The 23,869-nt window shown below is 69.3% G+C and carries 25 protein-coding genes; 6 read left to right on the top strand and 19 right to left on the bottom strand.

The genetic code is table 11. The features are described 5' to 3' along the window. Positions 1–5: 5 nt before the first annotated feature. On the bottom strand, positions 6–656 hold the full coding sequence (locus tag ACFVYN_RS03345) for a (2Fe-2S)-binding protein (RefSeq protein ID WP_389991783.1): 651 nt from the start codon (positions 654–656) through the stop codon (positions 6–8). Positions 657–997: 341 nt separating this feature from the next. Then, complete coding sequence (locus ACFVYN_RS03340) at positions 998–1,411, bottom strand: cupin domain-containing protein (RefSeq protein ID WP_389992248.1); 414 nt, start codon at positions 1,409–1,411, stop codon at positions 998–1,000. 79 nt (positions 1,412–1,490) lie between these two features. Here ACFVYN_RS03340 and ACFVYN_RS03335 point away from each other — a divergent pair, with 79 nt between their 5' ends. Beyond that, positions 1,491–2,348 carry a carbohydrate ABC transporter permease gene (locus ACFVYN_RS03335; RefSeq protein ID WP_389991780.1) on the top strand — a complete coding sequence of 286 codons (858 nt, stop codon included), beginning with the start codon at positions 1,491–1,493 and terminating at the stop codon, positions 2,346–2,348. Here ACFVYN_RS03335 and ACFVYN_RS03330 read toward each other — a convergent pair. From ACFVYN_RS03330 to ACFVYN_RS03285, 10 genes are all read right to left on the bottom strand, one after another. Next, the gene (locus ACFVYN_RS03330; RefSeq protein WP_389991777.1) at positions 2,312–3,298 is read right to left on the bottom strand and encodes an aldo/keto reductase; all 987 of its coding nucleotides are present in this window, start codon (positions 3,296–3,298) and stop codon (positions 2,312–2,314) included. The two genes, ACFVYN_RS03335 and ACFVYN_RS03330, sit on opposite strands and share 37 nt — an antisense overlap. Positions 3,299–3,470: 172 nt before the next feature. Then, positions 3,471–4,328, bottom strand: coding sequence for an aldo/keto reductase (locus ACFVYN_RS03325; protein WP_389991774.1), 858 nt, complete (start codon positions 4,326–4,328; stop codon positions 3,471–3,473). Continuing rightward, positions 4,325–4,759, bottom strand: a complete 435-nt coding sequence (locus tag ACFVYN_RS03320; protein WP_389991771.1) for a cupin domain-containing protein — start codon at positions 4,757–4,759, stop codon at positions 4,325–4,327. Before ACFVYN_RS03320 ends, ACFVYN_RS03325 begins: the two co-directional genes overlap by 4 nt. A 71-nt stretch (positions 4,760–4,830) precedes the next feature. Continuing rightward, a complete protein-coding gene (locus ACFVYN_RS03315; protein WP_389991768.1) occupies positions 4,831–5,151 on the bottom strand; it encodes a carboxymuconolactone decarboxylase family protein in 321 nt (106 codons plus the stop codon). 166 nt (positions 5,152–5,317) lie between these two features. Then, positions 5,318–6,085 carry an SDR family NAD(P)-dependent oxidoreductase gene (locus ACFVYN_RS03310; protein ID WP_389991765.1) on the bottom strand — a complete coding sequence of 256 codons (768 nt, stop codon included), beginning with the start codon at positions 6,083–6,085 and terminating at the stop codon, positions 5,318–5,320. 106 nt (positions 6,086–6,191) lie between these two features. Then, positions 6,192–6,314, bottom strand: a complete 123-nt coding sequence (locus ACFVYN_RS03305) for a hypothetical protein (RefSeq protein ID WP_389991762.1) — start codon at positions 6,312–6,314, stop codon at positions 6,192–6,194. 70 nt (positions 6,315–6,384) lie between these two features. Continuing rightward, a complete protein-coding gene (locus ACFVYN_RS03300; protein WP_389991759.1) occupies positions 6,385–7,641 on the bottom strand; it encodes an MFS transporter in 1,257 nt (418 codons plus the stop codon). Positions 7,642–7,807: 166 nt separating this feature from the next. Next, a complete protein-coding gene (locus ACFVYN_RS03295; RefSeq protein WP_389991756.1) occupies positions 7,808–8,335 on the bottom strand; it encodes a cyclophilin-like fold protein in 528 nt (175 codons plus the stop codon). A 4-nt stretch (positions 8,336–8,339) separates the two neighbouring features. Next, positions 8,340–9,005, bottom strand: a complete 666-nt coding sequence (locus tag ACFVYN_RS03290) for an SDR family NAD(P)-dependent oxidoreductase (protein ID WP_389991753.1) — start codon at positions 9,003–9,005, stop codon at positions 8,340–8,342. Positions 9,006–9,089: 84 nt separating this feature from the next. Continuing rightward, positions 9,090–10,106, bottom strand: a complete 1,017-nt coding sequence (locus tag ACFVYN_RS03285) for a zinc-dependent alcohol dehydrogenase family protein (protein WP_389991750.1) — start codon at positions 10,104–10,106, stop codon at positions 9,090–9,092. A gap of 173 nt (positions 10,107–10,279) precedes the next feature. Here ACFVYN_RS03285 and ACFVYN_RS03280 point away from each other — a divergent pair, with 173 nt between their 5' ends. Together ACFVYN_RS03280 and ACFVYN_RS03275 are read left to right on the top strand one after the other, a co-directional pair. Next, positions 10,280–11,161, top strand: a complete 882-nt coding sequence (locus ACFVYN_RS03280) for a helix-turn-helix domain-containing protein (protein WP_389991747.1) — start codon at positions 10,280–10,282, stop codon at positions 11,159–11,161. A gap of 835 nt (positions 11,162–11,996) precedes the next feature. Next, a complete protein-coding gene (locus tag ACFVYN_RS03275; RefSeq protein ID WP_389991744.1) occupies positions 11,997–12,722 on the top strand; it encodes an SDR family NAD(P)-dependent oxidoreductase in 726 nt (241 codons plus the stop codon). A gap of 691 nt (positions 12,723–13,413) precedes the next feature. Here the strand turns inward: ACFVYN_RS03275 and ACFVYN_RS03270 are convergent. Continuing rightward, on the bottom strand, positions 13,414–14,367 hold the full coding sequence (locus tag ACFVYN_RS03270; RefSeq protein ID WP_389991741.1) for an AraC family transcriptional regulator: 954 nt from the start codon (positions 14,365–14,367) through the stop codon (positions 13,414–13,416). Positions 14,368–14,503: 136 nt separating this feature from the next. Between ACFVYN_RS03270 and ACFVYN_RS03265 the strand changes: the two genes are divergently transcribed. Both ACFVYN_RS03265 and ACFVYN_RS03260 read left to right on the top strand, forming a co-directional pair. Further along, positions 14,504–14,803 (top strand): DUF1330 domain-containing protein, encoded by a 300-nt coding sequence (locus tag ACFVYN_RS03265; protein ID WP_307672739.1) that lies wholly within the window; start codon positions 14,504–14,506, stop codon positions 14,801–14,803. 342 nt (positions 14,804–15,145) lie between these two features. After that, positions 15,146–15,331 carry a transposase gene (locus ACFVYN_RS03260; protein WP_389991739.1) on the top strand — a complete coding sequence of 62 codons (186 nt, stop codon included), beginning with the start codon at positions 15,146–15,148 and terminating at the stop codon, positions 15,329–15,331. Positions 15,332–15,427: 96 nt separating this feature from the next. Here the strand turns inward: ACFVYN_RS03260 and ACFVYN_RS03255 are convergent, their stop codons facing one another. Further along, the gene (locus ACFVYN_RS03255; protein ID WP_389992245.1) at positions 15,428–17,581 is read right to left on the bottom strand and encodes an alpha-galactosidase; all 2,154 of its coding nucleotides are present in this window, start codon (positions 17,579–17,581) and stop codon (positions 15,428–15,430) included. A gap of 56 nt (positions 17,582–17,637) precedes the next feature. Continuing rightward, entirely contained in the window at positions 17,638–18,873 is a 1,236-nt protein-coding gene (locus ACFVYN_RS03250) for an MFS transporter (RefSeq protein ID WP_389991736.1), read from the bottom strand. Between the two features lie 565 nt (positions 18,874–19,438). On the opposite strand from ACFVYN_RS03250, the gene ACFVYN_RS03245 reads away from it, so the two are divergent. Further along, entirely contained in the window at positions 19,439–19,678 is a 240-nt protein-coding gene (locus ACFVYN_RS03245) for an RICIN domain-containing protein (RefSeq protein ID WP_389992242.1), read from the top strand. Between the two features lie 595 nt (positions 19,679–20,273). Here ACFVYN_RS03245 and ACFVYN_RS03240 read toward each other — a convergent pair. The 4 genes from ACFVYN_RS03240 to ACFVYN_RS03225 all read right to left on the bottom strand — a co-directional run bounded on the left by ACFVYN_RS03240 (position 20,274) and on the right by ACFVYN_RS03225 (position 23,555). Continuing rightward, positions 20,274–21,749 carry a UvrD-helicase domain-containing protein gene (locus ACFVYN_RS03240; protein WP_389991733.1) on the bottom strand — a complete coding sequence of 492 codons (1,476 nt, stop codon included), beginning with the start codon at positions 21,747–21,749 and terminating at the stop codon, positions 20,274–20,276. A gap of 10 nt (positions 21,750–21,759) precedes the next feature. Further along, on the bottom strand, positions 21,760–22,251 hold the full coding sequence (locus ACFVYN_RS03235) for a hypothetical protein (RefSeq protein WP_389991731.1): 492 nt from the start codon (positions 22,249–22,251) through the stop codon (positions 21,760–21,762). After that, a complete protein-coding gene (locus tag ACFVYN_RS03230; RefSeq protein ID WP_389991728.1) occupies positions 22,248–23,132 on the bottom strand; it encodes a DUF6083 domain-containing protein in 885 nt (294 codons plus the stop codon). Before ACFVYN_RS03230 ends, ACFVYN_RS03235 begins: the two co-directional genes overlap by 4 nt. 159 nt (positions 23,133–23,291) lie before the next feature. Next, the gene (locus tag ACFVYN_RS03225) at positions 23,292–23,555 is read right to left on the bottom strand and encodes a helix-turn-helix transcriptional regulator (RefSeq protein ID WP_389991726.1); all 264 of its coding nucleotides are present in this window, start codon (positions 23,553–23,555) and stop codon (positions 23,292–23,294) included. Positions 23,556–23,869: the final 314 nt, after the last annotated feature.

Below are 23,869 nucleotides of genomic sequence, written 5' to 3'. Positions count from 1 at the left end.
GCTCCTTACTTCCGGGCGGCGGTCTGCTCGACCGCGCGCACGATTTTCACGTAGCAGCCGCAGCGGCAGATGTTGCCGCTCATCCACTCGCGGATCTCCTCCGGAGAGCCGGTGTGGCCCTCCTGGATGCAGCCGACGCCGGAGACGATCTGGCCGGGTGTGCAGTAGCCGCACTGGAAGGCGTCCTCGTCGATGAACGCCTGCTGCAGCGGGTGGAGCCGGTCGCCGTCGGCCAGGCCCTCGATGGTGGTGACCTCTTCGCCCTCCAGGCGAACGGCCAGCGTCAGACAGGAGTTGACCCGCCGGCCGTCGACCAGCACGGTGCAGGCGCCGCAGGCCCCGGCGTTGCAGCCCTTCTTGGAGCCGGTGAGGCCGAGGTGCTCGCGCAGCAGGTCCAGCAGCGATGTGCGGTTGTCGACCGTCACGGTCCGGCGGGTGCCGTTGACCGTCAGGGACACGCGGCTGGAGGGCGGCGCCTCGGCGGCGGCCACCTCTTCCGGGGCCGCGAGGAATGTTCCTCCGATCACGCCGCCCGCGACGACCGCACCACCGACCGCCGTACTGGTGGCGATGAAGGTGCGCCGAGTGGGCGCCGGGGCGGACTCGCCGGCTCCGGTGGGGGGTGGAACGGCAGACTCGGGGAGTTCAGTGGACATACGTACGCCTTCGTATCGCGGACGGATCGGCTGTACACACCAGCGGGACGGGAGAACGGCGCGTCGTCACCGCGGGGAACCGGGCCACCGCGCGCCTTGGCGGCGGCGACTGGTCGCATGGGGAGTCTTGCACCACCGGCAACGCTCGTGGCAGGGAGACTTTCCTCCCCCTTTACGCTCCGTCAGGAGCGAATGGCCGACATGATCGGGGGCACTTTCGCGCGGGGGAGGCAGGACAGAGCCGCGCCGCCTCCTTGCCTGGCTGGCGGACCCACAACGGCCCTCCTCCGGGGTGCCTTGACGTCTCGAGCGACCCCGGGTTGCACGATCGGTCGGCCGGGCTACTGGTTGCGGGGGCGGGGGCCGTTGTACTGCTGGTCGGTGACCGGCTCGGCCCACGCGGTCTCGGGGCTGCCGTCGCCCGTGCCCTCCCACAGGGCGATGTGCTCCATGAACCGGTCGGGGACGGCACCGTGCCAGTGTTCCTCGTCCGGCGGACACGCGACGGTCTCGCCGGGGTGGGCCTCGACGATCGTGCCGTCGCGGGTGCCGATCAGGGCGATGCCGGAAACGACGTGCAGGGTCTGGCCCACGGCGTGGGAGTGCCAGTTGGTGTGGGCGCCCGGGGAGAAGCGGACCAGGTTGGCGCGCATGCGGGACGGCTCCTGCCCCGCCACGATGACGTCCCACCACACGTCGCCGGTGAACCAGTCCGCCGGCGCCTTGCTGCTGGGCTGCTGCTTGATGCCCCAGATCAGCAGAAGTGAGATGACGCTCTTGAAGAGGCGCGAACAAACTCACGCATGCCTTCGGGGAGGACGGGTTGTACCGCAAATGAGCGTCAGTCTCCCCCTGCGGCAGCGCCGCAGCGGCAACCGCCCCGTCTGGGACGAGGAACCGACCACGGCCGGACGTGCGGGCAGGGGCGTGGCCCTCACCGGGATGATCGCCGCGGTCCTGGTACCCCTGTGGATCATCGTGGTCACGAGCCTCTCCACCCAGGGCGCCGTCAACCGCGCCGGCGGCCTGGTGATCTGGCCCGACGGTCTCACCACGTCCGCGTACCGCCAGATGCTCGAAGACCGCACCGTCCGCACCTCCGTGGTGGTCAGCCTGGGCATCACGGTCGCGGGCACGGCTCTGTCCATGGCCGTGTCGGTACTGTGCGCCTACGGGCTCTCCCGCGCCCAGTCATACGGACACCGGCCGATCCTCACCCTGCTGGTCGTCACCATGTTCGTCAGCGGCGGCCTGACCCCCACCTTCCTGGTCGTCACCGGCCTCGGCGGTTACGGCAAGTACTGGGCGCTGATCCTGCCCGGCGCGGTGTCGGTCTTCAACATCCTCGTCCTGCGCTCCTTCTACTCCGGCACCTCCGCGGAACTCATCGACGCCGCCCGCACGGACGGCGCCGGGGACTGGCGGATCCTGCGGTCGGTGGTCCTGCCCACCTCCCGTGCCGTCACCGCGGTCATCACCCTCTTCTACGCGGTCGGTTACTGGAACGCCTTCTTCAACGTCATGCTCTACATGCCCACCGAGAGCCAGAAATGGCCCCTGCAGTACGTCCTGCTGACCTACGTCAACCGGGGCAACGGCCGTTCAGGCACCAGCCCGGCCTGCGCCAGTGCGCGACGGTGGCCCGCACGGCTGGGTCACTTGCCGACCAGGCCCATGTGGGTCTCGTTGTAGCGGTCACCATGGACACCGAGACGTCCCGCCACCGCGTCAAGATCCGCCCGCTCATCCGCGGACAGGGCCACGTTTGTGGCGGCGGCGTTCTCCTCGACCCGCTCGATCCGGCGGGTGCCGGGAATCGGCACGATCGAGGGGTGCTGGGCGAGCAGCCACGCCAGCGCCACCTGCCCCGGTGTGGCGTTCTTCGCCTGGGCCAGGGCGGTGACGTGGTCGACCAGTTGCTGGTTGGCGGCGCGATTGTCCTCACTGAAGCGCGGGATTGTGGTGCGGACGTCGCCGTCGGAGAACGTGGTGGTGGTGTCGACGGTCCCGGTGAGGAAACCCTTGCCAAGCGGGCTGAAGGGCACGAAGCCGATGCCGAGTTCGGCCAGCACCGGCAGGACCTCGGGTTCGGGGTCGCGAGTCCACAGCGAGTATTCGCTCTGCACCGCGGTCACCGGGTGCACGGCGTGGGCGCGGCGGATCGTGGAGGCCGCCGCCTCGGACAGCCCGAAGTGCCGCACCTTACCGGCCTGCACCAGCTCCCCGATGGCGCCGGCCACGTCCTCGATCGGCACGTCGGGGTCCACCCGGTGCTGGTAGAACAGGTCGATCGTCTCCGTGCGCAGCCGGCGCAGCGAGGCGTCGGCGACCCGCTTGATCTGCTCGGGTCGGCTGTCGAGACCGTTCGAGGCGCCGTTCTCAATGCGCCAGCCGAACTTCGTCGCCAGCACGACCCGGTCCCGCACCGGGGACAGGGCCTCGCCCACGAGTTCTTCGTTCACATAGGGGCCGTAGACCTCTGCCGTGTCGAAGAACGTGACGCCGCGCTCGACGGCCCCGCGCAGTACGCCGATCATGTCCGTGCGGCTGCCCGGATTCGGGCCGTAGCTCTGGGACATCCCCATACAGCCCAGGCCGATCGCCGACACCTGCAGACCCTGGCCCAATGTGCGCGTGTGCATGCTCGTTCTCCCTTGCCGGTGATGGTGCGGGACGCGAGTGGCCCGCGGTTCAGCGACTCGTGTACCCGCCGTCGACGGGCAGGGCGACGCCGACGACGAAGCCGGCGGCGTCGCTGCACGGCCGGGCGTCAGGGCCGACCCGTGCCGACGCGAGGGTGGCACTCGCCTGGCGTCACTTGCCGCTGTAGACGGGGAAGGCGCTGTGCTCGCCGTAGTCCACGTCGCGCAGTTCACGCAGGACGTCCATGTCATCGCCGGAGATCTCGAAGTCGACCTCCGCATTGGACCGCATGTGCTCGGGGTTCGCCGTCTTGGGCAGCGACACAACGCCCAGCTGAAGGGTGTATCGGATGCACAACTGGGGGACGGTCACGCCGTATTTCTGTGCCATCGCCTGGACTTCGGCGTTCTGCAGGATCGCGCCGTGGGCGATCGGCGAGTACGCCTCGACGAGGATCTGCTTGCTCTCGCAATAGGCCAGGAGCTCTGCGGGGGTGTTGCCGGCGTGGACCAGCAACTGGTTCACGTGCGGGACCACCGTCGCGCCCTGCAGAATGTTCTCGAGGTCGTGCTGCTGGAAGTTGGAGACGCCGATGGACCGGATCTTGCCCACCCGGTGGGCGTCCTCCAGGGCACGCCATGCCTCGCGGTTGCCCTGGGCGTAGTCGCCGCCGCGGAAGTCGTCCCACGGCTGCGGGCTGTGGATCAGCATCAGGTCGATGCGGTCCAGGCCCAGCCCGTTGAGGGAGCCGTCGATCGCGGCGAGCGCCTGGTCGTGGTCCTTGATCTCCGCGGCGAGTTTGGTCGATACGAACAGCTCGTCGCGGGGTACGGAGGCGGTGCGCACGCCCTCGCCGACGCCGCGTTCGTTGCCGTATGCCTGGGCGGTGTCAATGTTGCGGTAGCCGATCTCGACGGCTGCGCGGACCGCGTCGGCCGCCTGGTCGTCGTCGATGAACCAGGTGCCCAGCCCCAGCTTGGGGATCTCGACGCGGTTGGACAGCGTGTAGGTCTCGTTCAGGATGGTCATGCGTTCGCTCCGCTCTTCGGCAGCTTGCCGTACACCTCGTCGGTGACGGGCTCGAGCCATTCGTTGCTGACGTCTTCGCCCGGCGTGATGAAGGCGACGTGGGAGAACCAGGAGTCGGCCTTCGCGCCGTGCCAGTGCTTCGTGCCCGCCGGGACGCGGACCACCGTCCCCGGCTCCATGCTGACGGGCTCCTCGCCTTCGGCCTGGTACCAGCCGCTGCCCGCCGTGCAGAGCAGGATCTGGTCACCGCCGCCGCCTGCGCCGTGGTGGATGTGCCAGTTGTTGCGGCACCCCGGCTCGAAGGAGACGTTACTGACGGGAACGCTCCCCGAGGCGAGCGGAGCCAGGTAGCTCTGGCCGATGAAGTACTGCGCGAAGGCGTCGTTCTTCTCCCCGAGGGGGAAGACCTGATCAAATTCGTGGACAGCCATCTCGTTCGCTCCTTTGAGTCAACACGCCCCACTGACCGTGCGGGGCATCGGCGCGCTGGTCGCGCTGATGGTCAGGCGGACTGCTCGTCCGCGATCTTCTTCAGCAGCGTGATCGCGGTCATGGCGTTGGGCCATCCGGCGTAGAACGCCAGGTGGGTGATGGCCTCGGAGAGCTCTTCGACGCTCAGTCCGTTCTCCAGGGCCTTGCCCAGGTGGTACGGGAGCTGCTCGCTGCGGTAGAGCGCGGCCAGCACGCTCACCGTGACCAGGCTGCGGTCGCGGGGGGAAAGCCCGGGGCGCTCCCACACATCGCCGAACAGCACATCGTTCGAGATTTCGACGAGCTTCGGCGCGATCTGTGCCAGCTCCTGAGGCGCGGATTGCTTCGCCATGCGATGACTCCTTGCGAGGTACGAACACGGATCCCACATTCACTCTCAGCGGCGACCATCCCCGAGTTCAGGGCCGGGGCGGCGTCGCTGCCTTCCCTATCGGTTCCTAGGCGATGTCCGGGGATACCTGATCATGGTCCCGGGAACCGCACTCCGCCGCTGAAGGTCACTGAGCGGTGTAGCCGCCGTCGACGGGCAGCGCGATGCCGGTGACGTAGCTGGCACCGGGGCTGCACAGCCACAGGACGGCCTGGGCGATCTCCTCGGCGGTGCCGAGCCGGTTGATGGGCTGGTTGGCCTCGGCCTCGGCGCGGTCCAGTTCTCCCTTGGCGATCATGTCGCTGACCATGGGGGTGTCGATGGTGCCGGGGCAGACGGCGTTGATACGAATTCCGCGCGGCGCGTATTCGAGGGCAGCGCTGCTGGTCAAGCCGATCACGCCGTGCTTGGAGGCGTGGTAGGAGGCGCGGCCGGGGAGACCGACCAGGCCGCCGAGGGAGGAGCAGTTGACGATGACTCCGCTGCCCTGGGCGCGCATGTGCCGCAGTTCGTGCTTCATACAGGCCCAGACACCGCGGAGGTTGATGGCGTTGACGCGGTCGAACATCTCGGCGGGTTCCTCGGCGGCGTCGCTGGGCGGAATCTGGATGCCGGCGTTGTTGTAGGCCATGTCGAGGCGGCCGAAGGTCTCCACGGTGCGGTCGACCGCGGCGGCGACCTGGTCCTCGTCGCTGACGTCGCAGATGAGGGCGAGGACCCGATGGCCGGCGTCGGTGAGTTCCTTCGCGGCCGCGTTCAGGGCCGCTTCGTCGATGTCGGTGAGGGCGACGGCGGCTCCGGAGGCGGCGAACGCGCGGGCGGTCGCCAGGCCCATACCGGCGCCGGCCCCGGTGACGAGAGCGACCTGGCCGGTGAAGTCGTAGCTGGGGTTCATCTCGGGTTGTCCCTTCGAGCGCGGAACTGTGGGAGCGCGCGTGTGGTGCCGGGCTGCTTGGCTTCCACCTTGCCGCGGTGGCGCTGCGCCTTGCCGTGGGCCGCCGTCAGACGGTTTGTCCGCTGTCGACGACCAGAGCAGGGCCGGTGGCGACGGCAGTGGCGCGGCCGATGCCGGCTCCGGTCATGAAGGCCGCCTTGCCGGTGAGGGCCGCGTTGGTCACGGTCATGGGCGGAGTCCTCTCGCTAGCGGGTACGTCGTCGGGTTCGCATTCGGCAGGACGCGGATCGCGGCTTGAGTCAGTGCTGGGAGGGCACCTGCGCGGGCTCGTCGGACTGCTCGTGCGTGGAAGCGCTGCTCTGGGCCACGATCCGCCCCTTGTGGGAGGCCCCGTGGAGGGCGAGGGCGGTCAGCGGGAGGAGGGTGAGGGCGGCGATGACGGTGCCGACCAGGGGCGGGCCGGTCAGGCCGAGGGAGGAGTCCAGGGCCCTGCCGGCGATCGCCGATCCGGCGGCGACACCGACGTTGAAGGCGGAGGTGGTCAGCGCCGACGTGAGGGTGGGGGCGTCGCCCGCGAAGCGCATGGCCAGCGCGGTGACGACCGGGTTGACCGTGAAGCCTGTCAGTCCCATGAGGAAGACGAGGACGGTGGCCGTGACCGGGTTGGTGGACAGCGGGATCAGCAGGAGCAGGACCAGGGCGGTGGCCGCGGCGGCCGCGATGGTGGTGACCATCGGACGCCGGTCGCCCAGATGGCCGCCCGTGGTGGTGCCCCCCAGGGCCCCCACGCCGAAGGCGATGAGGACCAGCGGTACGGCGCCTGCGGGGATGCCGGCGCGGTCGGTCAGCAGCGGGGTGACATAGGTGTACGTCGCCAGCACACCGCCCATGATCAGCATCGCGGCGGCGAGCGCCAGCCACAGCCGGCCCTGCCGCAGGGCCCGGACCTCGGCCCGCAGGGACACGTCGACGCGCTGCTCCTGGGCCGGGATGAAGCGGCCGATGAACACGGCGGCAAGCCCGGACAGGACGGCCAGGGCCCAGAAGGGGCCGCGCCAGCCGGTGAACTGGCCGGCGAAGGAGCCGATCGGCACGCCGACGACGTTGGCCAGGGTCAGCCCGCCGATCATGACACCCGTGGCGCGGGTGGCGTTGCGCGGGCCTGCGGCGGTGGTGGCGATGACGAAGCCCACGGACCAGAACGCTCCGGTCGCCAGGGCCGTGACGACGCGGGCCGCGAGAACGACCGTGAAGGACGTGCTGAGGGCGGCGACGAGGTGTCCGAGGCAGAACACGGCCAGGGCCAGGATCAGTGTTTGGCGCTGGGGAAGGCGCAGGGTGGCCATGGCCATGGTCGGCGAGCCGATAATCATGCCGACGGCGAAGGCGGTGATCAGCAGGCCGGCGTGGGAGACGCTGACGCCGAGGTCACCGGCCAGCTCCGGCAGCAGGCCGGCGACGACGAACTCGGTGGTCCCCATCAGGAACGTGCCGGCGGCGAGCACCCAGACGACGAAGGGAAGCTTTCCGGGGGTGGCCCCGGATGCGGAAGGCATACGTGTGCTCTTTCCTTGCGTGGAATTCGGCGGATCATGGTGGCGGCTGAAGCCGTCGCGGCGGACAGTGGACGGCGCGGCCACGTCTTTCACGGTTCCATGGAGCGCACCGGTCGAAAAGGGGAGGATCTTCTCCCCCCTTCGTACAGGGACTAACGGTGGCGGGTCAGGGCGCGGCTTCGATGGTGATCTCGTCGGCGGTGGCGAGCTGCTCGGCGCCGCCGTCTGCCATGTGCCCGAGGATGACCAGGCCGGTCGCGTAGGGGGCGTCGCGGTAGTAGGTGGCGAGATGGTTCCAGGGCGCGTAGTAGGCGAGATCACCGACCTGAGGGTCGGCGCCTTCCGGGGCGCCGGTGGTGGACAGCTTCCGGGGCAGATCGGCGGTCTTCTCGGCCTGGTTGAAGTCGCGCACAGACAGGGTGAGAGGGAGCTGGGCGGCGAAGTCGCGGGCGGTGGGGCTGTCGTTCAGGGTGGCGTCAAAGCGGTGGCCGTTGATGGCGAGCCGGATGTTCATGGCGGTAGTCCTAGCGGACGGTGACGTGGTGGCCGGGGCTGTCGAAGCCTGCGGCGACGCGGGCTTCGACGAGGAGGACGGGGAGTCGTTGGTGCAGGCGGTCACGGCCAGCAGCACGGCGGCGGCCGGGACCACGCGGGCGAGAGTTCGCAGGGGTGCCGGGTTCACGAGTTCGTCCAAGGGATCAGTCGGGCAGGGGCTCGGCGTAGTGGCGGAAGCCGTCCCGCTTGGTGTGGAGGTCGTACAGGCGCTGGGCCAGCACGTCGGGGCTGCTGTGCTCGGCGTCGGGCCGGATCGCTCCGGGGATGATCAGCTGGGCGGCGTGGATGTTCTCCGGGGCGAGAGTGTCGTGCAGCATGCGGGCGTAGGCGCTCTCGGCGGCGAAGGCGATCGAGGTACCGGCGACCTTCGAGTTGGGGCGTACGGCGCTGGAGCCGTTGACGAACAGCAGGGTGCCGCGGCCGAGTTCGCGCATGCCGGGCAGGACCGCGTTCACCGCGGTGACGGTGCCCTTGACGGAGAAGGCGAGCGGGGCGTCCAGGTCGTCGGCGCTCGTGTCGAGGACCGGCTTCATGAAGTCGGCGCGGGGCACGGGGCTGTACTGGAGAATCTCGACGGCGCCCAGGTCGGCCGCCGCAGCGGACAGGGCCGTGGTCAGGGACTCGACGTCGAGGACATCGGCCGTGTAGGCGCGAGCCTGGATGTTGTCACGGGCGAGTTCGGCCGTCAGGCCATCCAGCTTCTCCGCGTTGCGGGCGATGAGGGCGACGGTGTGGCCGGCGGCTCCGAAGTGGCGGGCGGTCGCGAGCCCGAGACCGGGTCCGGCACCGATGAGGGCGAAGGTCGTCATGGTCAGTCCTTGTGCGAGCGAGGGGTGGTTGCCGGTCCGCGCCGCACCGCCTCGGTGCGGCCCCGGGTGTGGACGCGTCTGCGCTCAGGGCTTGAGCAGAGTCTTGACGGCGCGGCGCTCGTCCATCGCCCGGTAACCCTCGGCGACCTGGTCCAGGGGCAGGGTGAGGTCGAAGACCTTGCCCGGGTTGATCCGGCCGGACAGGACACGGTCGATCAGGTCGGGCAGGAAGCGGCGCACGGGGGCGGGGCCGCCGCGCAAACCGACGTGCGAGAAGAACAGCTCCTGGCCGTCGACGGCCACGTCGTGCGGGACGCCGACGAAGCCGACGTTACCGCCGGGCCGGGTGGAGTGCAGGGCCTGCCGCATGGACTCAGCGGTGCCCACACACTCCAGCACCGAGTCGGCGCCGATGCCGCCGGTGAGGTCCTTGACGCGGGCGATGCCTTCGTCGCCGCGTTCGCTGACGATGTCGGTGGCGCCGAACTCCAGGGCCAGCTTCTGCCGGGACTCGTGCCGGGACATGGCGACGATCCGCTCCGCACCCAGTTCCTTGGCGGCGATGACACCGCAAAGGCCGACCGCTCCGTCGCCGACCACGACGGCCGTCGAGCCGGGCTTCACCTCGGCGGCGAGAGCGGCGTACCAGCCGGTGCCCATCACGTCCGAGACGGCGAGCAGGCTCGGTACCAGCTCGGCGTCCGGGTGCTCGTCGGTGGCGACGAGGGTGCCGTGGGCGTTGGGGATGCGCACGTAGTCGGCCTGGCAGGTGCTCATGAACTCGCGGTTCAGGCAGGAGGACTGCCAGCCGTTGCGGCAGTTGGCGCAGGTGTTGTCGGAGGTGGCGAAGGAGCCGACCACGAACTGGCCCGGCCTGACGTTGGTGACCTCGCTGCCCACCTCCTCGACGATGCCGACGTACTCGTGCCCCATCGGGTGCGGGTCGCCGATGGGTTCCGCGCCGCGGTAGGGCCACAGGTCCGATCCGCACACGCAGGTGGCGACCGTACGGATCACCGCGTCGGTCGGGTCGATGATCTTCGGGTCGTCGAGGGTTTCGAAGCGCACGTCGCCGGGGGCGTAGATGACTGCTCCGCGCATGGGGTCTTCCTTCGGTGCGAGGGTCGGTATGCGGGCAGCCGGTGGTCACGAAACCGGCTGCTCGACTTGGAGCCTCACACGCGAGGGCCGACGCGAAAAGCGGAGAAATCCATCCTGGGAGGAGAACATCCTGGGAGAAAATCCTCCCCCCTTTCCTGAGTGGAATCGGTGTCATGCTGGGCAGCATGACCGCCAACGTCCCCCTCAATGAGCTGGGAGAATTCCTCAAGAAGCGCCGCTCCGAGCTGAGCCCGCGCACGGTCGGACTGCCCGAAAGCGACCGCCCCCGGCGCGTGGCCGGGCTGCGCCGCGAGGAGGTCGCCCAGCTCGCCAGCATCAGCACCGACTACTACACCCGCCTCGAACAGGGCCGTATGCAGGCATCGGCCCCGGTACTCGACGTCCTCGCCCGGGTACTCCATCTGGACGACGACGAGCGCGGCTACCTCTTCCAGCTCGCCGGCAAGACCAGCACCCGCACCAGGCGCCGCGGCCGGCAGAAGGTCCAGCCGCAACTGCAACGGGTCCTGGACGACCTCACCGCCACCCCGGCCATCGTGCAGGGCCGGCGCGGCGACATCCTCGCCTGGAACGCGCTGGCCGCCGCCCTGGTCACCGACTTCTCCCACCTCCCGGAAAAGCACCGCAACTATCCCCGGATCATCTTCACCGACCCCGCCATGCGCACCCTGTACGCCGACTGGGAGAGCTCCGCGCACATCGCCGTGGCCCAACTGCGCATGGAGGCCGCGAAGTATCCCGAGGACCCCCGCCTGATCGAGCTGGTCGGCGAACTGTCCCTGCGCGACAAGCAGTTCGCGCGATGGTGGGGCGAACACCACGTCGCCGGCCGCACGGTAGGCACGAAGACCCTCCACCACCCCGTCGTGGGGGAACTCGTCCTGGACTGGGACACCCTCACCGCCAACACCGACCCCGACCAGAACCTGACCGTCTGGACGGCCGCACCCGGCTCACCCACCCACGAACGGCTGCGCATCCTCGCCTCCTGGGCCGCCGACCAGCACCTGCCGGCCTCCTCCCCGCTCAGCTGACCGCGACCGGCCGCCGCTGTAGGAGCGCCTGTTGCATCGTGCCTATGGTCTGGGACCGAGGCCGGCCTGTGCCCTGGCTGGTTCGGGCGAGGAACTCCGTGGCGACGGACACCGCCGTCTCCCCTGGGTGTGCGTGCACCACCGAGGTCAAGACCGATCGGCGAGCGCCTCATCAGCGGCACCGTCCAACGGCAGGCGCAGGCCGTCCCCGACACCGGGAGGTGCAACTGGCCCGACGCGAGACAGCAGAGGGAGGGAGCTCCTCCGCGATGCCTTCGGGCCATGTCTTGCCGGCCGGCCTCGACCGGCCGGTCTGCGGCTGGTCCTGGCCTGGGCAGCGGTACGTCGGAACAGTGGCACACGTCAGCGCGAGGTGCCCCGGCGCCGCCATCACGGTTCGTTCTCGGCGACGGTGCGACTGCGAAGACCGCAGGCGTGCGGGCCCTCGACGAAGCCGAGGTCGGCCCCACGACTCCGCGCCATCGCGACCTGAGCCGAGGTGCCGGGGGCGCAGGGCGGCGCTGACCTGCGGGAGCCTGACACGTAGGGCGACCATCAGTCACCCCGGCACCCGGTGGTCCGCGATTGGTCATGGCCGCCGCGACCCGCGGCCGGGTCTGCTGATCCGCGTGGCGGGCGGCGACGCCACCGACCAGTGCTCTGGCAGCGTCAAGAACCGGCAGCGCTCATTCCACGACTGTGGTTCCGGCCGGGGGCGGCCGAGACTCCGTGGAACTCCGTTCGAGAAGCAAGCCTGACCGCACCCCGGCAGGCAACCATGATGGGAAGGGAACACTCCTGTGCGAGGAGCAGTCATGCACAAGGCGGTCCACTCGTGAGTCGGATCCTGGTGACCGGTTCGGCGGACGGCCTCGGACGTGCCGCGGCGGATTCCCTGTTGTCCACAGGGCACGACGTCGTCGTGCACGCCCGGAACCATGAGCGCGCAGCGGGCCTCGACGCGCTGGTCGACCGGGGAGCACACCTCGTGGTGGGCGACTTCACCGACCGCGACGCCGTACGGCGTATCGCCGCCGAGCTGAACGACGCCAAGCCGCTGAACGCGGTCATCCACAACGCCGGCGTGTGGAGCGGACGCTCCGTCATGCCGGTCAACATCATCGCCCCGTACCTGCTCACGGCCCTGCTGCGCGGGCCGCGCCGAGTGGTGTACCTCAGCAGCAGCTCGCACTTCGGCGGGCACCCCACGCTGAACGGGGTCGACTGGCGGGGCGAGAGCGCGGGCTCGTACTCCGACAGCAAGTTGTTCGTCACGACCCTCGCAGCTGCCGTAGCCCGCCTGCGCCCCGGCGTGCTGAGCAACGCCGTGGACCCGGGCTGGGTGCCGACCAAGATGGGTGGACCAGGCGCACCGGACGATCTGGAACTCGGCCATCGCACGCAGGAGTGGCTCGCGACGAGCGACGATCCCGAGGCCCTGGCCAGCGGCGGCTACTGGTACCACCGCCAGCGGCAGCAGCCGCACCGCGCCGTCAACGACGAGACGTTCCAGGACCACCTCCTACAGACGCTGGCCGAGGAGACGAGCACCGCACTCTGACTCCGGATGGACACCGCGAGCAGCGCTGAGGGGCTCCACGCCGACGCCGTGGAGCCTCTCGGCACAGAGTGAACCCCCAGGAGGTTCAGTCGCGCAGCAGCTCGTGCTGCCGTTCGCTGTCGGGCTGGTGTCGCAGGCCGAGATGTGCCCGGGCGAGCACTTCCAGCTCGAAATTGCCTCGCTGCCGATCTCGCCCGCGACGGTGACACCGGTGGCGTGCGCGCCCGTCCGCGCCGACGCCGACGACAGCCGCAGTTCCGAGGGACTGCGCCGAGGCCCGGGCCATTTGCGGTCAGCCGATGAGGCTGCCTCCGTCGACGACGACGCTGCCGGTCATGTAGCTCGCGGCGTCGCTTGCCGGGAACAGCGCGCGACCTTCGCGAGGAGTGCCTGTCGCAGGAGTTGGGCTTCGGCTCGGGCCTGCCGTGCCGGCGGCGCCTGGCCTCGTGGAACGAGGCAGCATGTGGGACGAACTGCACCACGCGGAGCGGGCCGCCGACATCCTCCTGATGCTGAGGGACGGGCTCGCCGTGGGCTCGACTTCGACGACCCCGGACGGGCCGGGGCCACCGTTCAGGGGACGCTCTCCAGGGTGCTCGGCCAAGGTGGCGCGACACCGGAACGGGGCGCGACAGCTGGGCAGGGGTGATCGGTCGCACCGCTCGAAGTATTCCGGCCGTGTGGGTGGGAGTCAGTCAGTCTCGGACAGCCGTGACGTGCGTCGCGCCTGTCGGAAGCGGCCGGGGGCCACCCCGAAGGCACGCTTGAAGGCGTTGGCGAAGGCGAATTCGGAGGTGTACCCGACCCGTCGGGCCACGACGCCCAGGGAATCGTCGCCGGCACGCAGAATTCGTGCCGCCGTGCTCAGTCGCCACCACGTCAGATAGGCCATCGGCGGCTGCCCCACAAGGCGCGTGAACCGCCTCGCGAAAGCGGTCCTCGACATGCCGACACGACGGGCGAGTTCCTGCACCGTCCAGGGGTGCGCGGTGTGGCGGTGGATGTGGTTGAGGGCTGCGGCGACCGGCGGATCGGCCAGGGCGGCACTCCAGCCGGCGGACTGACTGCGGGAGGTCTCCTCTTCCAGCCATGCGCGGAGGATGTACACCAGCAGCAGATCCAGCAGAGCCGGCAAGGCAACGTCCGCTCCGGGGCCCGCGTCTTTCAGGTCCGCGCCGAGCAGGTCGACGGAGGCACGTAGCGCCGGGTGGCTGCCGGGGCCGGCGGGAATGTGAATCGCTTCCGGCAGTGCCCGTAGGAGGGGATGTGCCTGTCCCTCGTCCAGTTGGTACATGCCGCACAGCAGGGTCACCCCGCCCGAGTGGTGTCCGGGTTCCGCAGCAGCGTCCGGGATCGCCCCGCCCCCGTCCGGGACTTGGTGAGGTGGCAGAAGACCGGCCACCTGATCCGGCGCACTGCTCAGGCCGTGCATGGCTCCGTGCGGCAGGAAGGCGACGTCTCCCGCGGTCAGTAGCTTCGCGGGGCCACTGGGAGCAAGGAACCAGCAACTTCCTCGCAGCACGATGTGAAAGCCCGCGCCCGAATAGGGGCCGAACCGGTTGCCCCACTCACCATCACGCCGGGTCTGGACGAACATAGCCTGGCCGACCCTCATCGAGGCGATCACATCACTGACGACGTCCATGGGATGACTCTAGCGATCCAGGCAACGCTGGGACGATGACGTATGGTTCCGGTCTTCATACGTATAGGAAGGAGCGTTCAGGACGCCATACCGTCGTGACAGTAAGTCCCGGACACGACACGATCGGATATCGACCATGCCCGCATTCATCGTCATCGACATCGACGTCACAGACCCCGCCGGGTTCCAGCAATACGTCGCCGGCATAGTTCCGCTCATGGAACGGGCCGGCGCCCGAAGGGTCCTGGCCGCCGGCGACGCTGTTGCCTTGGAGGGAGACTGGAAGCCCTCGATCTTGGTCGTCCTCGAGTTCCCGTCCGAGGCCGCGGTGCAGGAGTTCTGGGACTCGGAGGAGTACCAGCCGCTGAAGGAGCTGCGCCGCAAGTCCTCGACGGTCGCCGGGATCGCTGCGCTGCAGAGCCTCCCCGAGTCCTGACACGGTCACGCAGGGCCGTTCGCACGGTCGCGTCCCGGCGGATGCTTCGCCGCGGCCTGTCGGCGGACGCAGTCGGAGAGCTCCGTGGTACAGCTGCGGATGGAGATGGTCCAATGCCTGGTGACGGCCCGGGGCCGAGCGGCGTGGGTCGACGCTACTGGACGAGCAGTTCAGCCAGTCCTACGTTGCTGGCAGGTCGGACGAACCGTCGAAAGGTCCGCAGGCCCAGAGACGCCGGGTACGGCCTTCAGCCGGACTTGGCCGCTGATCAAGAGCTGCGAGCCCCTGCGGGTGTTTCGCTGAGCTGGACCGCGCCGCCGAGGTCGTCCGGAGCGACAGCGCATGTCGAACGACCGGAGAACAGGTGGCCCGGATCTGGGTGGAACGGACATCGGCAAGAACCACTACCACTGCGTGGTGGTGGACGCCGAGGGCAAACGGCTGCTGTCGCGGCGCATGCGGAACGACGAGCCTGAACTGCTGACCCTACTTGCCGACGTCCTGGCCATCGACGAGGGCGTGATCTGAACGGCGGGTCAACCTCGCCTGCGCGGCCAGCTCGGCAGTATCCAGCCACTGCGGCCTCCAACGCGCCTACTACACCGGAGACCGAGGGCGGCGGGGTCACGCTTTCGACAGCCGCAGCAGAAGCAGTTGTTCCGGGTGGAGGTTGGGGATCTGGATGCCGACGTGTTCCAGGACTGTGCCGGGCAGGGTGCTGCCGCCCTTGGTGCACCAGGCGGGGGTGCCGCGTTCCATGCCGGGTGCCTGGTCGGCGGGCGGCAGCGGGCGCAGGCGGTAAGTGGCGTTGGGATCGAGGCCGCGCAGCCGTAGCGTGCCGGGCTGGGCGGAGACCGGGGTGGCCATGGCGGTGAGGGCGAAGACGGCTTCCGTGCGGTCGTGGGAGATGACGCCGTGTGCCCACAGGGCCGGGTCGGGGTGGTCGATGCGTACGACGCGGCCGGTGTGCAGCAGCCCGCGCAGCTGCTTGAACAGGGTTACCCAGTGCGCCAGTTCGGCGCGTTCGGTCTCGGTGGCGCGGGTGAGGTCCCATTCGATGCCGAGGTGACCGAAGAGCGCGGTACCCGCCCGAAAGGCCAGGTCGTGGGTGCGACCGGTGGTGTGAGAAAGGGCGGCGCCGATGTGCGAGCCGATGAGTTCGGGCGGCAGGAGCAGCTGGGTCCAGCGATTGATCGACTGGCGTTCCAGGGCGTCGTTGCAGTCGCTGGCCCAGACGCGGTCGGTGCGCTCCAGGATGGCGAGGTCGACGCGTCCGCCTCCGCTTGCGCAGGATTCGATCCCCAGGCCGGGGTGGCGGCGGCGCAGTTCGTCCAGCAGGGCGTAGACGGCGAGGGTCTGGGCGTGCACGGCGGGCTCGCCGCCCGGTGAGTGGCCGGCGTCGACCAGTTCGCGGTTGTGGTCCCACTTGAGGTAGTTGATGTCGTACTCGCTGAGCAGGGCGTCGAGCCGCTGCAGGATGTGGGCGTACGCCTCGGGGCGGGTGAGATCCAGGACCTGTTGGGAGCGGCGGTCGGCGGGGGTGCGGCCGCCGGTGGCCAGGATCCATTCGGGGTGGGCGCGGGATAGGTCGGAGTCGGGGTTGACCATTTCCGGCTCGACCCACAGGCCGAACTCCATGCCGAGGCCGCGAACGTGCTCGATGAGCGGATGAAGTCCCGTCGGCCACACGGTCTCGTCGACGTACCAGTCGCCGAGTCCGGACCGGTCGTCTCGACGGTGGCGGAACCAGCCGTCGTCCAGGACGAAACGCTCCACGCCGACCTCGGCGCCGCGGTCGGCAAGGAGGGTGAGCCGGTCGAGATCGTGATCGAAGTAGACGGCCTCCCAGGTGTTGAGCACCACCGGGCGAGGGCGGTCGGGGTGGCCGGGACGGGAGCGGAGGTGGTCGTGGAAGCGGGCGGAGAGGCCGTCGAGCCCCTGGCCGCTGTGGGAGGCGTACAGCCACGGGCCGGTGTACTCCTCGCTCGGGCCGAGGATGACCTCGCCCGGCAGCAGCAGTTCGCCGGCAGCGATGACCGGACGGCCGGTGGGGAGTCGCTCGGCCAGTACGCGGTGGTTGCCGCTCCAGGCCAGGTGCAGGCCCCATACCTCGCCGGTGCCGAAGCCGAATCCCGCGGTTCCGGCCGCCAGGACCAGGGGGGCGTCGTGGCCGGTGCGCCCACTGCGAGTCTCGCGCAACCAGGTGCCGTGGGTGAAGGACCGGCGCTGCGGGGCGCGTTCGCGGCACCACCGGCCGGTGAGGTCGAGCAGCTCGGTGGCGGTGTCGGGGACCGGCAGGGCGAGCAGCAGGCCGTTGAGGGTGTAGTCGCGGTCCGGGTCGTCGTTGCGTATGGCGGCTCGCATGCGCACGAGACCGGACGCGGTGAGTCCGGCTTCCAGTACCAGGCTGAGCCTGGCCGCGGCGTCGGTGGCCCGCACCTTCACGGATTGTGCTGCGGTCTCCAGTTCCAGTGAGTCGCGGGTGAACAGGGGTGACCAGTCGACTCCCTGACGGTGTCCCGTGAGTCCGGGCTGACCGGGCCAGCCGGTGCCGTGTTCGGGCAGCAGTGCGGCACGCGGTACGGCGTCGGGGAATCCTGCGATCGGCGGCATGGTGACGGCGTCGGCCAGCCGGTCCAGGTCCTGGCGGCTGAGGTCACCGAGGTCGGCGCCCCAGTGCAGAACGGCGGGCAGACCGTTGCCCCGCAGGTCGAGTACCAGGCTCACACCTGCAGCGCGGAGATGAATGATGCCCTCGGCTGCGGCTTCGGTTGGAATGGTCACGATGGCCCCTCTCGGCAGTCTCACTACGGGGATCTGCAGGTGTGGCTTCGTCACCCCACCCGGGCTCGACCACGGGGTGAGGGGTCGCTGGCGGCGGCGTGGTCGTCAGATTTGGTGGCGCCCATCAGCGCGAGCGCGGTCAGCGGTACGAGGGTCAGGGCGGCTGTCACCGTGCCGACCAGCGGTGGCCCGGCCTGCCGCAGGGGTGAGGCCAGGGCGATGCCTGCCGCCCAGGAGCCGACGGCGACGCCCACGTTGGACGACGAACTGGCCAGCGCGGAGGCCAGGGTGGGCGCGGAACCGGCGAAGCGCCGGACCAGCGCGCCGAGCACCGGGGAGGCGGCGAACGCGGTCACCCCCATGACCGTCACCAGGACGACGGTTGCCACGGGGCTCGTGGAGAAGAACACCAGCAGGAGCAGGATCAGGCTGGTCGCGGCGGCGGCCGTGACGAGGGTGGCGAGCGGCCGACGGTCGCCCAGGCGCCCACCGAGCGTGGTGCCCAGCAGGGCGCCCGCACCGTAGCCGGTCAAAACCAGGGGCACAGCCGCGGCGGGGATCTGGGCCCGCTCGGTGAGCAGGGGCGAGATGTAGGTGTAGGTCGCCAGGACACCTCCCATGAGCAACGCGATGGCACTCAGCGCCAGCCAGACCCGGCCCTGGCGCAGCGCGGCGAACTCAGCCCGGACAGAACGCGCTTCGCGCCGCTCCTCGTCGGGGATGTACCGGCCGATGACCGCCGCCGCGGCGGCGGACAGGGCGGCCAGCACCCAGAACGGCCCCCGCCAGTTGGATACCTGCCCCAGCCACGAGCCCAGCGGTACGCCGGCGATGTTGGCCACGGTCATGCCCCCGAGCAGCATGCCCAGGGCCCGGGACGTCATTGCCGGTCCTGCCGCGGTTGTCGCCACGACTGCGGCGACGCACCAGAAGGTACCTGTGGCCAGTGCGGTCACCACGCGAGCCGCGAGCACGACCGCGAAGGACGGACTGAGCGCGGCGACCACGTGGCCGAGCGCGAAGACACTGAGCGCGAGGACCAGCGTGAACCGCCGCGGCAGGCGCAGCGTCGCGATCGCCATCGCCGGTGCGCCCACGATCATGCCTGCCGCAAAGGCCGTGATCAGCAGCCCCGCGTGAGACACACTGACGCCCAGATCGTCCGAGATCTCGGGTAGCAGGCCCGCGATGACGAACTCGGTGGTGCCCATCAGAAAGATCCCGGCTGCCAGCACCAGGACGACGAAAGGCAGCTTGGCGGATCGGTCGTCGGTCAGGGGTGGCATCTGAGTGGTGTTCTCTTTCCGGAGCGAACCGCGACTGCCGCGGGGAGTGCTGACGCCGCACAGCCTCGCACCGGAAATCCGTTCTGTGAGGGGGAGGAAATTCTCCCTTGCCGGATGCAAAGAGTCCGCGTATGCGAATTTATCCGTCCAACAGTTACCGGGAGAGCGTCAGGGGTGGCGTCCTGTCAGGGTCGTAGCCGGGCGGCTCCCGGCCTCTCGTGGCGGCGATCGGCCCCACACCGGGGCGTCAGGGCGGGCACGCGCGCCCTGACGCCGTACGCCGCCCTGGCCCGTGCGGTCGGCGCGGCGGAGGATCTCGCCGGGCTGGCTCCGACGCTCTCGATGTCGGCTTGGCGGAGACCTTCCGCAACGAGGACGACGCGCCTACGCAAGCCGGATGGCCAGGCGGGGTGGGCTCCACGAGCAACCACCTCCTGAACCGCAACAGTGACAAGTGCGCCGACGTACGCGAGCACCGGCGACGGTGCGGCCGTGAACTCAGGGAACTGCAACTCCGGAACCAACCAGCAGTGGGTGCCCACCCCTCGTCGGACCCAACTACCGGCTGGTCAACGTCAACAGCGGGAAATGCCTGGAAATCCCCGGTGGCTCAACCGCCGACGGTGCGACGGCCGATCAGTGGACCTGCGAAGGCGGCACGCATCAACTCTGGCGCAAGAGGGCGGCGATAGGCGGTTACGTCACGTCCACCAACGTCAACAGCGGTTTGTGCCTCCAGGTCGCCGGAGCATCGACCTCCACAATGGAGCAGCCCTCAGTCAGTCGAGCTGCAACGGCGGCGTGAACCAGCAGTGGCTCGTCGTCTGAGGATCGGGAGCGATGTCTTCACTGCAGCAGCAGAGCGAGCGGGCCGAAGAGCACCTCAAACCCACCCGACCCGTTGCTGAACCGCTCGCTGTCATTGAAGGAGCGGGGTCGGTCATAGCGGCTGTCCTGTCCGTCTTTCTGTCGTCTTTCGGCTGGTTGAGGTCAGCGTGACGCACGGCCCGACGCCAAGGTCGTCCGCGCCAGGGGCAGGCGTGTGAAGCTGCTTGTCTCGCCCCGACGCTGTGGTCACGCGGGCGGCAGGCTCGGCTGTCGGTGATCCCTTCGCGGGCACGCGTCCAGCCGGTGGGCTGGACGAGCCTCTGCATGGGGCGTTTCGTGACGGCCACGGGATCTGATGAGGATGACGACCACGCCGCCGCGGCGGAAGCCAGACCGAGAACGATGGCGCGCCGGCCGTGTCCCGGCCTGCCCATGCCATGAAAGTCTTCGTCAGGCAGCGGACTTCGCCGTCGCGCAGGTAGTAGAAGTCCAGGTTCCTGGCGGCATGGCGGTGAGGGGAACGTCAGATCCTGCGAGCGGGGGGTGGATGGGGCTTGTGCGCTCGTGTTGGGTTACGCAACCTCAATGACACTTGGAGCTGCAGGGTACGTCTCGATCCAGGACAACCCACCCAGGTCGAGTCGGCGGCGGGCACGCGTGACGGCGACGTATGCGAGGCGTGCGTCGGTGTCGTTGACCGGTTCCGGGATTGGGCAGCCCTCTGCTCCGAGTTGGTCGGTGTCCTTGGGAGGTGGGAAGTCGTCACCGATCCGGACGGTGGGCCATTCGCGTCCCTTGGCCTTGTGGGCGGTGGACACGATTACGTCGGCATGTTCCTCGTCGGTGAGCTCGTCCACCGCTGCGAGGATGGCTTCGGGACCATGTCTGTCGACGAGGTCGACGAAGGGCTGGAGGTCACCCCCGGCGGGGTCGTAGGCCGCGTAATCCTGAACTTCGCCCCAGGAGCCGAAGAGAACGAGTTCGGGGTGGCTGGTGCGGCGGCCTTCTTTGAGGTCGCCAGCCGCCAGCGCCAGCGCGGCGAGCGTGTGTCCGCCGCGGGCCAGAGCGACGCGGCGGCCCTCGGAGAGGAGGCGAATGACTTCGGCCATGGCACCGATGTTGGTGCGGCACAGCACCGCGTCCGGGTTGGCGATGTCCCCGGCCTCGGTGGGAATGCTCTCGCTTCCGGTCAGGCGGATGGGTGCCTCGGCAAGTTCGAGCCAGCGGTTGGCCTGCTCGGCAAGGAGGGGGCCGAAGCGGAAGGAGCGGGTCAAGGTGAGACCGATGGCGTCGAAGTCGGTCATCACGTCGCGCGCACCGCGCCAGCCGTAGATGGCCTGAGCAGAGTCGCCGACCATGACAAGCTGGGCGTGGTCGCGCTGGGCGTTGAAGACCTGTTCCAGGACGGGGTTCGTGTCCTGGGCTTCGTCAAGGAAGAGGAAGTCTGCTTCGATCTTTGGTTCGGTCAGAGCCCACATCTTCAGGTAGTGGTCGTGTTCGAATCGGACAGCGCCCTGGTCGGGATTTTGTAGATCGGCCCAGGCCTTGGCCGCGAACGGCAGGGCCGCGTTGGCGAGTTGGGTGTGCTCGGCGGGCGTTGCCAGGCGAAGGTGCGGTACGTGGTGGCGGGTCAGAGTGCGGTCGGCTGAGTAGCAGAAGCGTGTCACGGCGCGTAGCACCGTGTGGGAGAGCGTCTTGGGGCTGATCTCGTGATCGCCGATGCGGACGGGCCGGGTGATGCCGAGGGCCTGGCCGGTCCTCCAGGCGGGCTGACGGGGGCCGTTGAGTCGGCCCGCGTAGCGGTGTCCGAGTGCTGCGTACGCGGTCGCGTGGGCGGTCTTGCACATCACCGTTCGGGGAAAGCGTGTGGCGGCGTCGCGAGCGATGTCCTTGTTGAAGGCGAGGTAACAGCCGCGTCGTTTGGTGCCGGCGGCGAGCATCGCGAGGGTGCTGGTCTTACCGGTACCGGCCCCCGCCTGCAGAACGAGGTGCTGCCCTGCTCGGAAGGTGTCGGAGGCTTGAACCTGCTCGTCGGTCGGGGTGGGCACAAAAGGCTCCTCAAGAAAGGGTGGAGCTGGGCAGGCGGTTGTCATGACGGAGGAGAGTGCTCGCCGCGCAGACCAGCAGCTCTTCTGGGGTGTGCTGGTCCAGCAGCCCTTCGAACCGGGTCATCATCCGGCGGACGCGCTCTTCCTTGTGCTGTGCGACAGCGTCGATGACTGCCTGCCCTAGGAAGTCCCGGGGCCGTTGCCCGCAGGCTTCCGCAGCCTGGCGGATAATGGCGCGGGCGGTGTGACTGAGAGCGAAGTTCAGCAGGACACAGCCCTGCCGGTCTGGGTAATGGGTGGTCAGGACATCGATGGGCAATGCGCCGCCGAGTCGACGCCGAAGGGTTCGCAGAGCACGCCCAGGAGTCCTGGCGCGCTGCAGAGTCAGCAGCCGGGTGCCGTCGCTGTTGCCAGCCAGGGCCACAACACGACGCGCACGGTGCAATTCACAGTCGGTGGCAGGCCGGGTGAGGGTGATCTCGATCGCGTGGTGCGCGGTCATGGTTGCGTCGCCTTCCTGCCCCGGCCGGCAGGAGCCTGCCGTCGGGTGAGTGTCGGGAGCCGGGTGTGGATGTGCTCGTGGTGAACGAGGGAGTCGAAGGGTTCCCACTCGGTCACCGCCACGTCGGCGGCTGTGGGAATGTCGGCGTGCTCGGGGCAGCGTTGGGCCCTCCAGCGCAGTTGCTCGGCATAGGGCAGGCCGGTGAGCGAGTAGACGGCCAGGACTGCTCCGGGCAGAGGAAGTTGACCGGGCTCCGTGGCGAGGGGCACGAGAGTCCAGACACCTGGCTGGGTCTTGGGCGTGATCAGGGGACTTGTGCAGCGGTGGCGGCGTCGGGTCTGGGCGACGCACTGGATCTCGTCCACCGGGCGGTTGGCGAGGTAGCGGATGTACAGGAGCTGGACGACGGGACGGCCAGGCCGACAAGCTGCCATCGGTGAGGCTTCTGTCGTCGGCGGGGTGGAAGGAGGTACGAAGGCGCCGCTGTCGATCAGGCGGCGGGTGTTGACCGCCAGAGCGCGGCGTAGTCCTGTCAGTTCGGGCACGGCTGGAAGGGCGTGACGGGCAGGGCAGAGCATGGCGTGCGGCAGGCGGCACCAACTGCTGCCGTCGCCCGCCGGGTGAGCGACGCCGCAGCTGACGTGCCATTGGCAGGTAGCGGGCACTCTTTCGGCAGGCAGTTCGTGAGGGTGCAGGCGGATGGGCCGCTCGTTGGTGCGGTGGTACCACTCGATTCGGTTGCCGCAGTCCCGGCAGCGGCCACTCTGCCCGCATCGCAGTAGACGACTGGCGCTGTCGTGGCTTACGCGTAGGGAACGCCTCGCGCGGACATGGACGGGGCTGCCATCGCAACGGCGTGAAGAATGGGGTGTGGAGTGCATGCGGGCGAACTTGTCAGCTGACACGCCGTCCAGTGGGTGTCAGTACCGTAGGTATCCCTCGAAGTGCCGCATTTGGTGAGACTGGTTTTCGAGGTAACGCTCATGCGTTCGCACAGAGTCACCTGTTCGGGCGGTTGGTGAAGGCCGTCCCGAAAGCGGTCAGCCGTCGGTCTTCCCGGGAGGCTCATGTCCGTTGCACAGAGTGGCGAAGAGCTCGTCGAGCGGGGTACTCAGGGCGTGCGCGAGGGCGTGCCAGGTTTTCAGCGTCCCGATCGTTCGGCCCTGCTCAATCTCGATGAGAGTCCGTCTGGCAAGGCCACTACGGTCGGCGAGCTCGTCATAGCTCCATCCTCGGGCCGCCCGCAGGCGTGCGAGCTCCAGGCGGAGTGCCTCGAAGTCCGGATCGGGCGGAAAGATCGTCACCCGACCATCCGACGGTGCAGACACCTGCCCTGTCAGTGCAGACCTCTGCCCTATTTCCCCAGGTCGCAGCGCAGGCGCGAGGGCAGAGGTCTGCACTACCGTGTGCGGCCGTCGCTCTCTCCTGAGCGGACAACGGCGGGGAAGCAGGATTGAGAGGAGCACGCCCTATGAGGCTTTGCACAACACGCCCGGCAACGCGGCGTGCCTGGACGGTGGAGCTGCGGCCAGGCTCTGACGGGCCGCAGCTTGTGTGTCAGCAGTGCGATCACCGGGGTGCACTGCTCGCTGCCGTATCCGCGCGCTCCGCAGCACTC

Origin of the sequence: Streptomyces sp. NPDC058307 (genome assembly GCF_042880295.1) — a bacterium.
GTDB lineage: Bacteria > Actinomycetota > Actinomycetes > Streptomycetales > Streptomycetaceae > Streptomyces.
The sequence above is the reverse complement of the archived record's forward strand: the minus strand, read 5'-3'. Positions and strand labels throughout refer to the sequence as shown.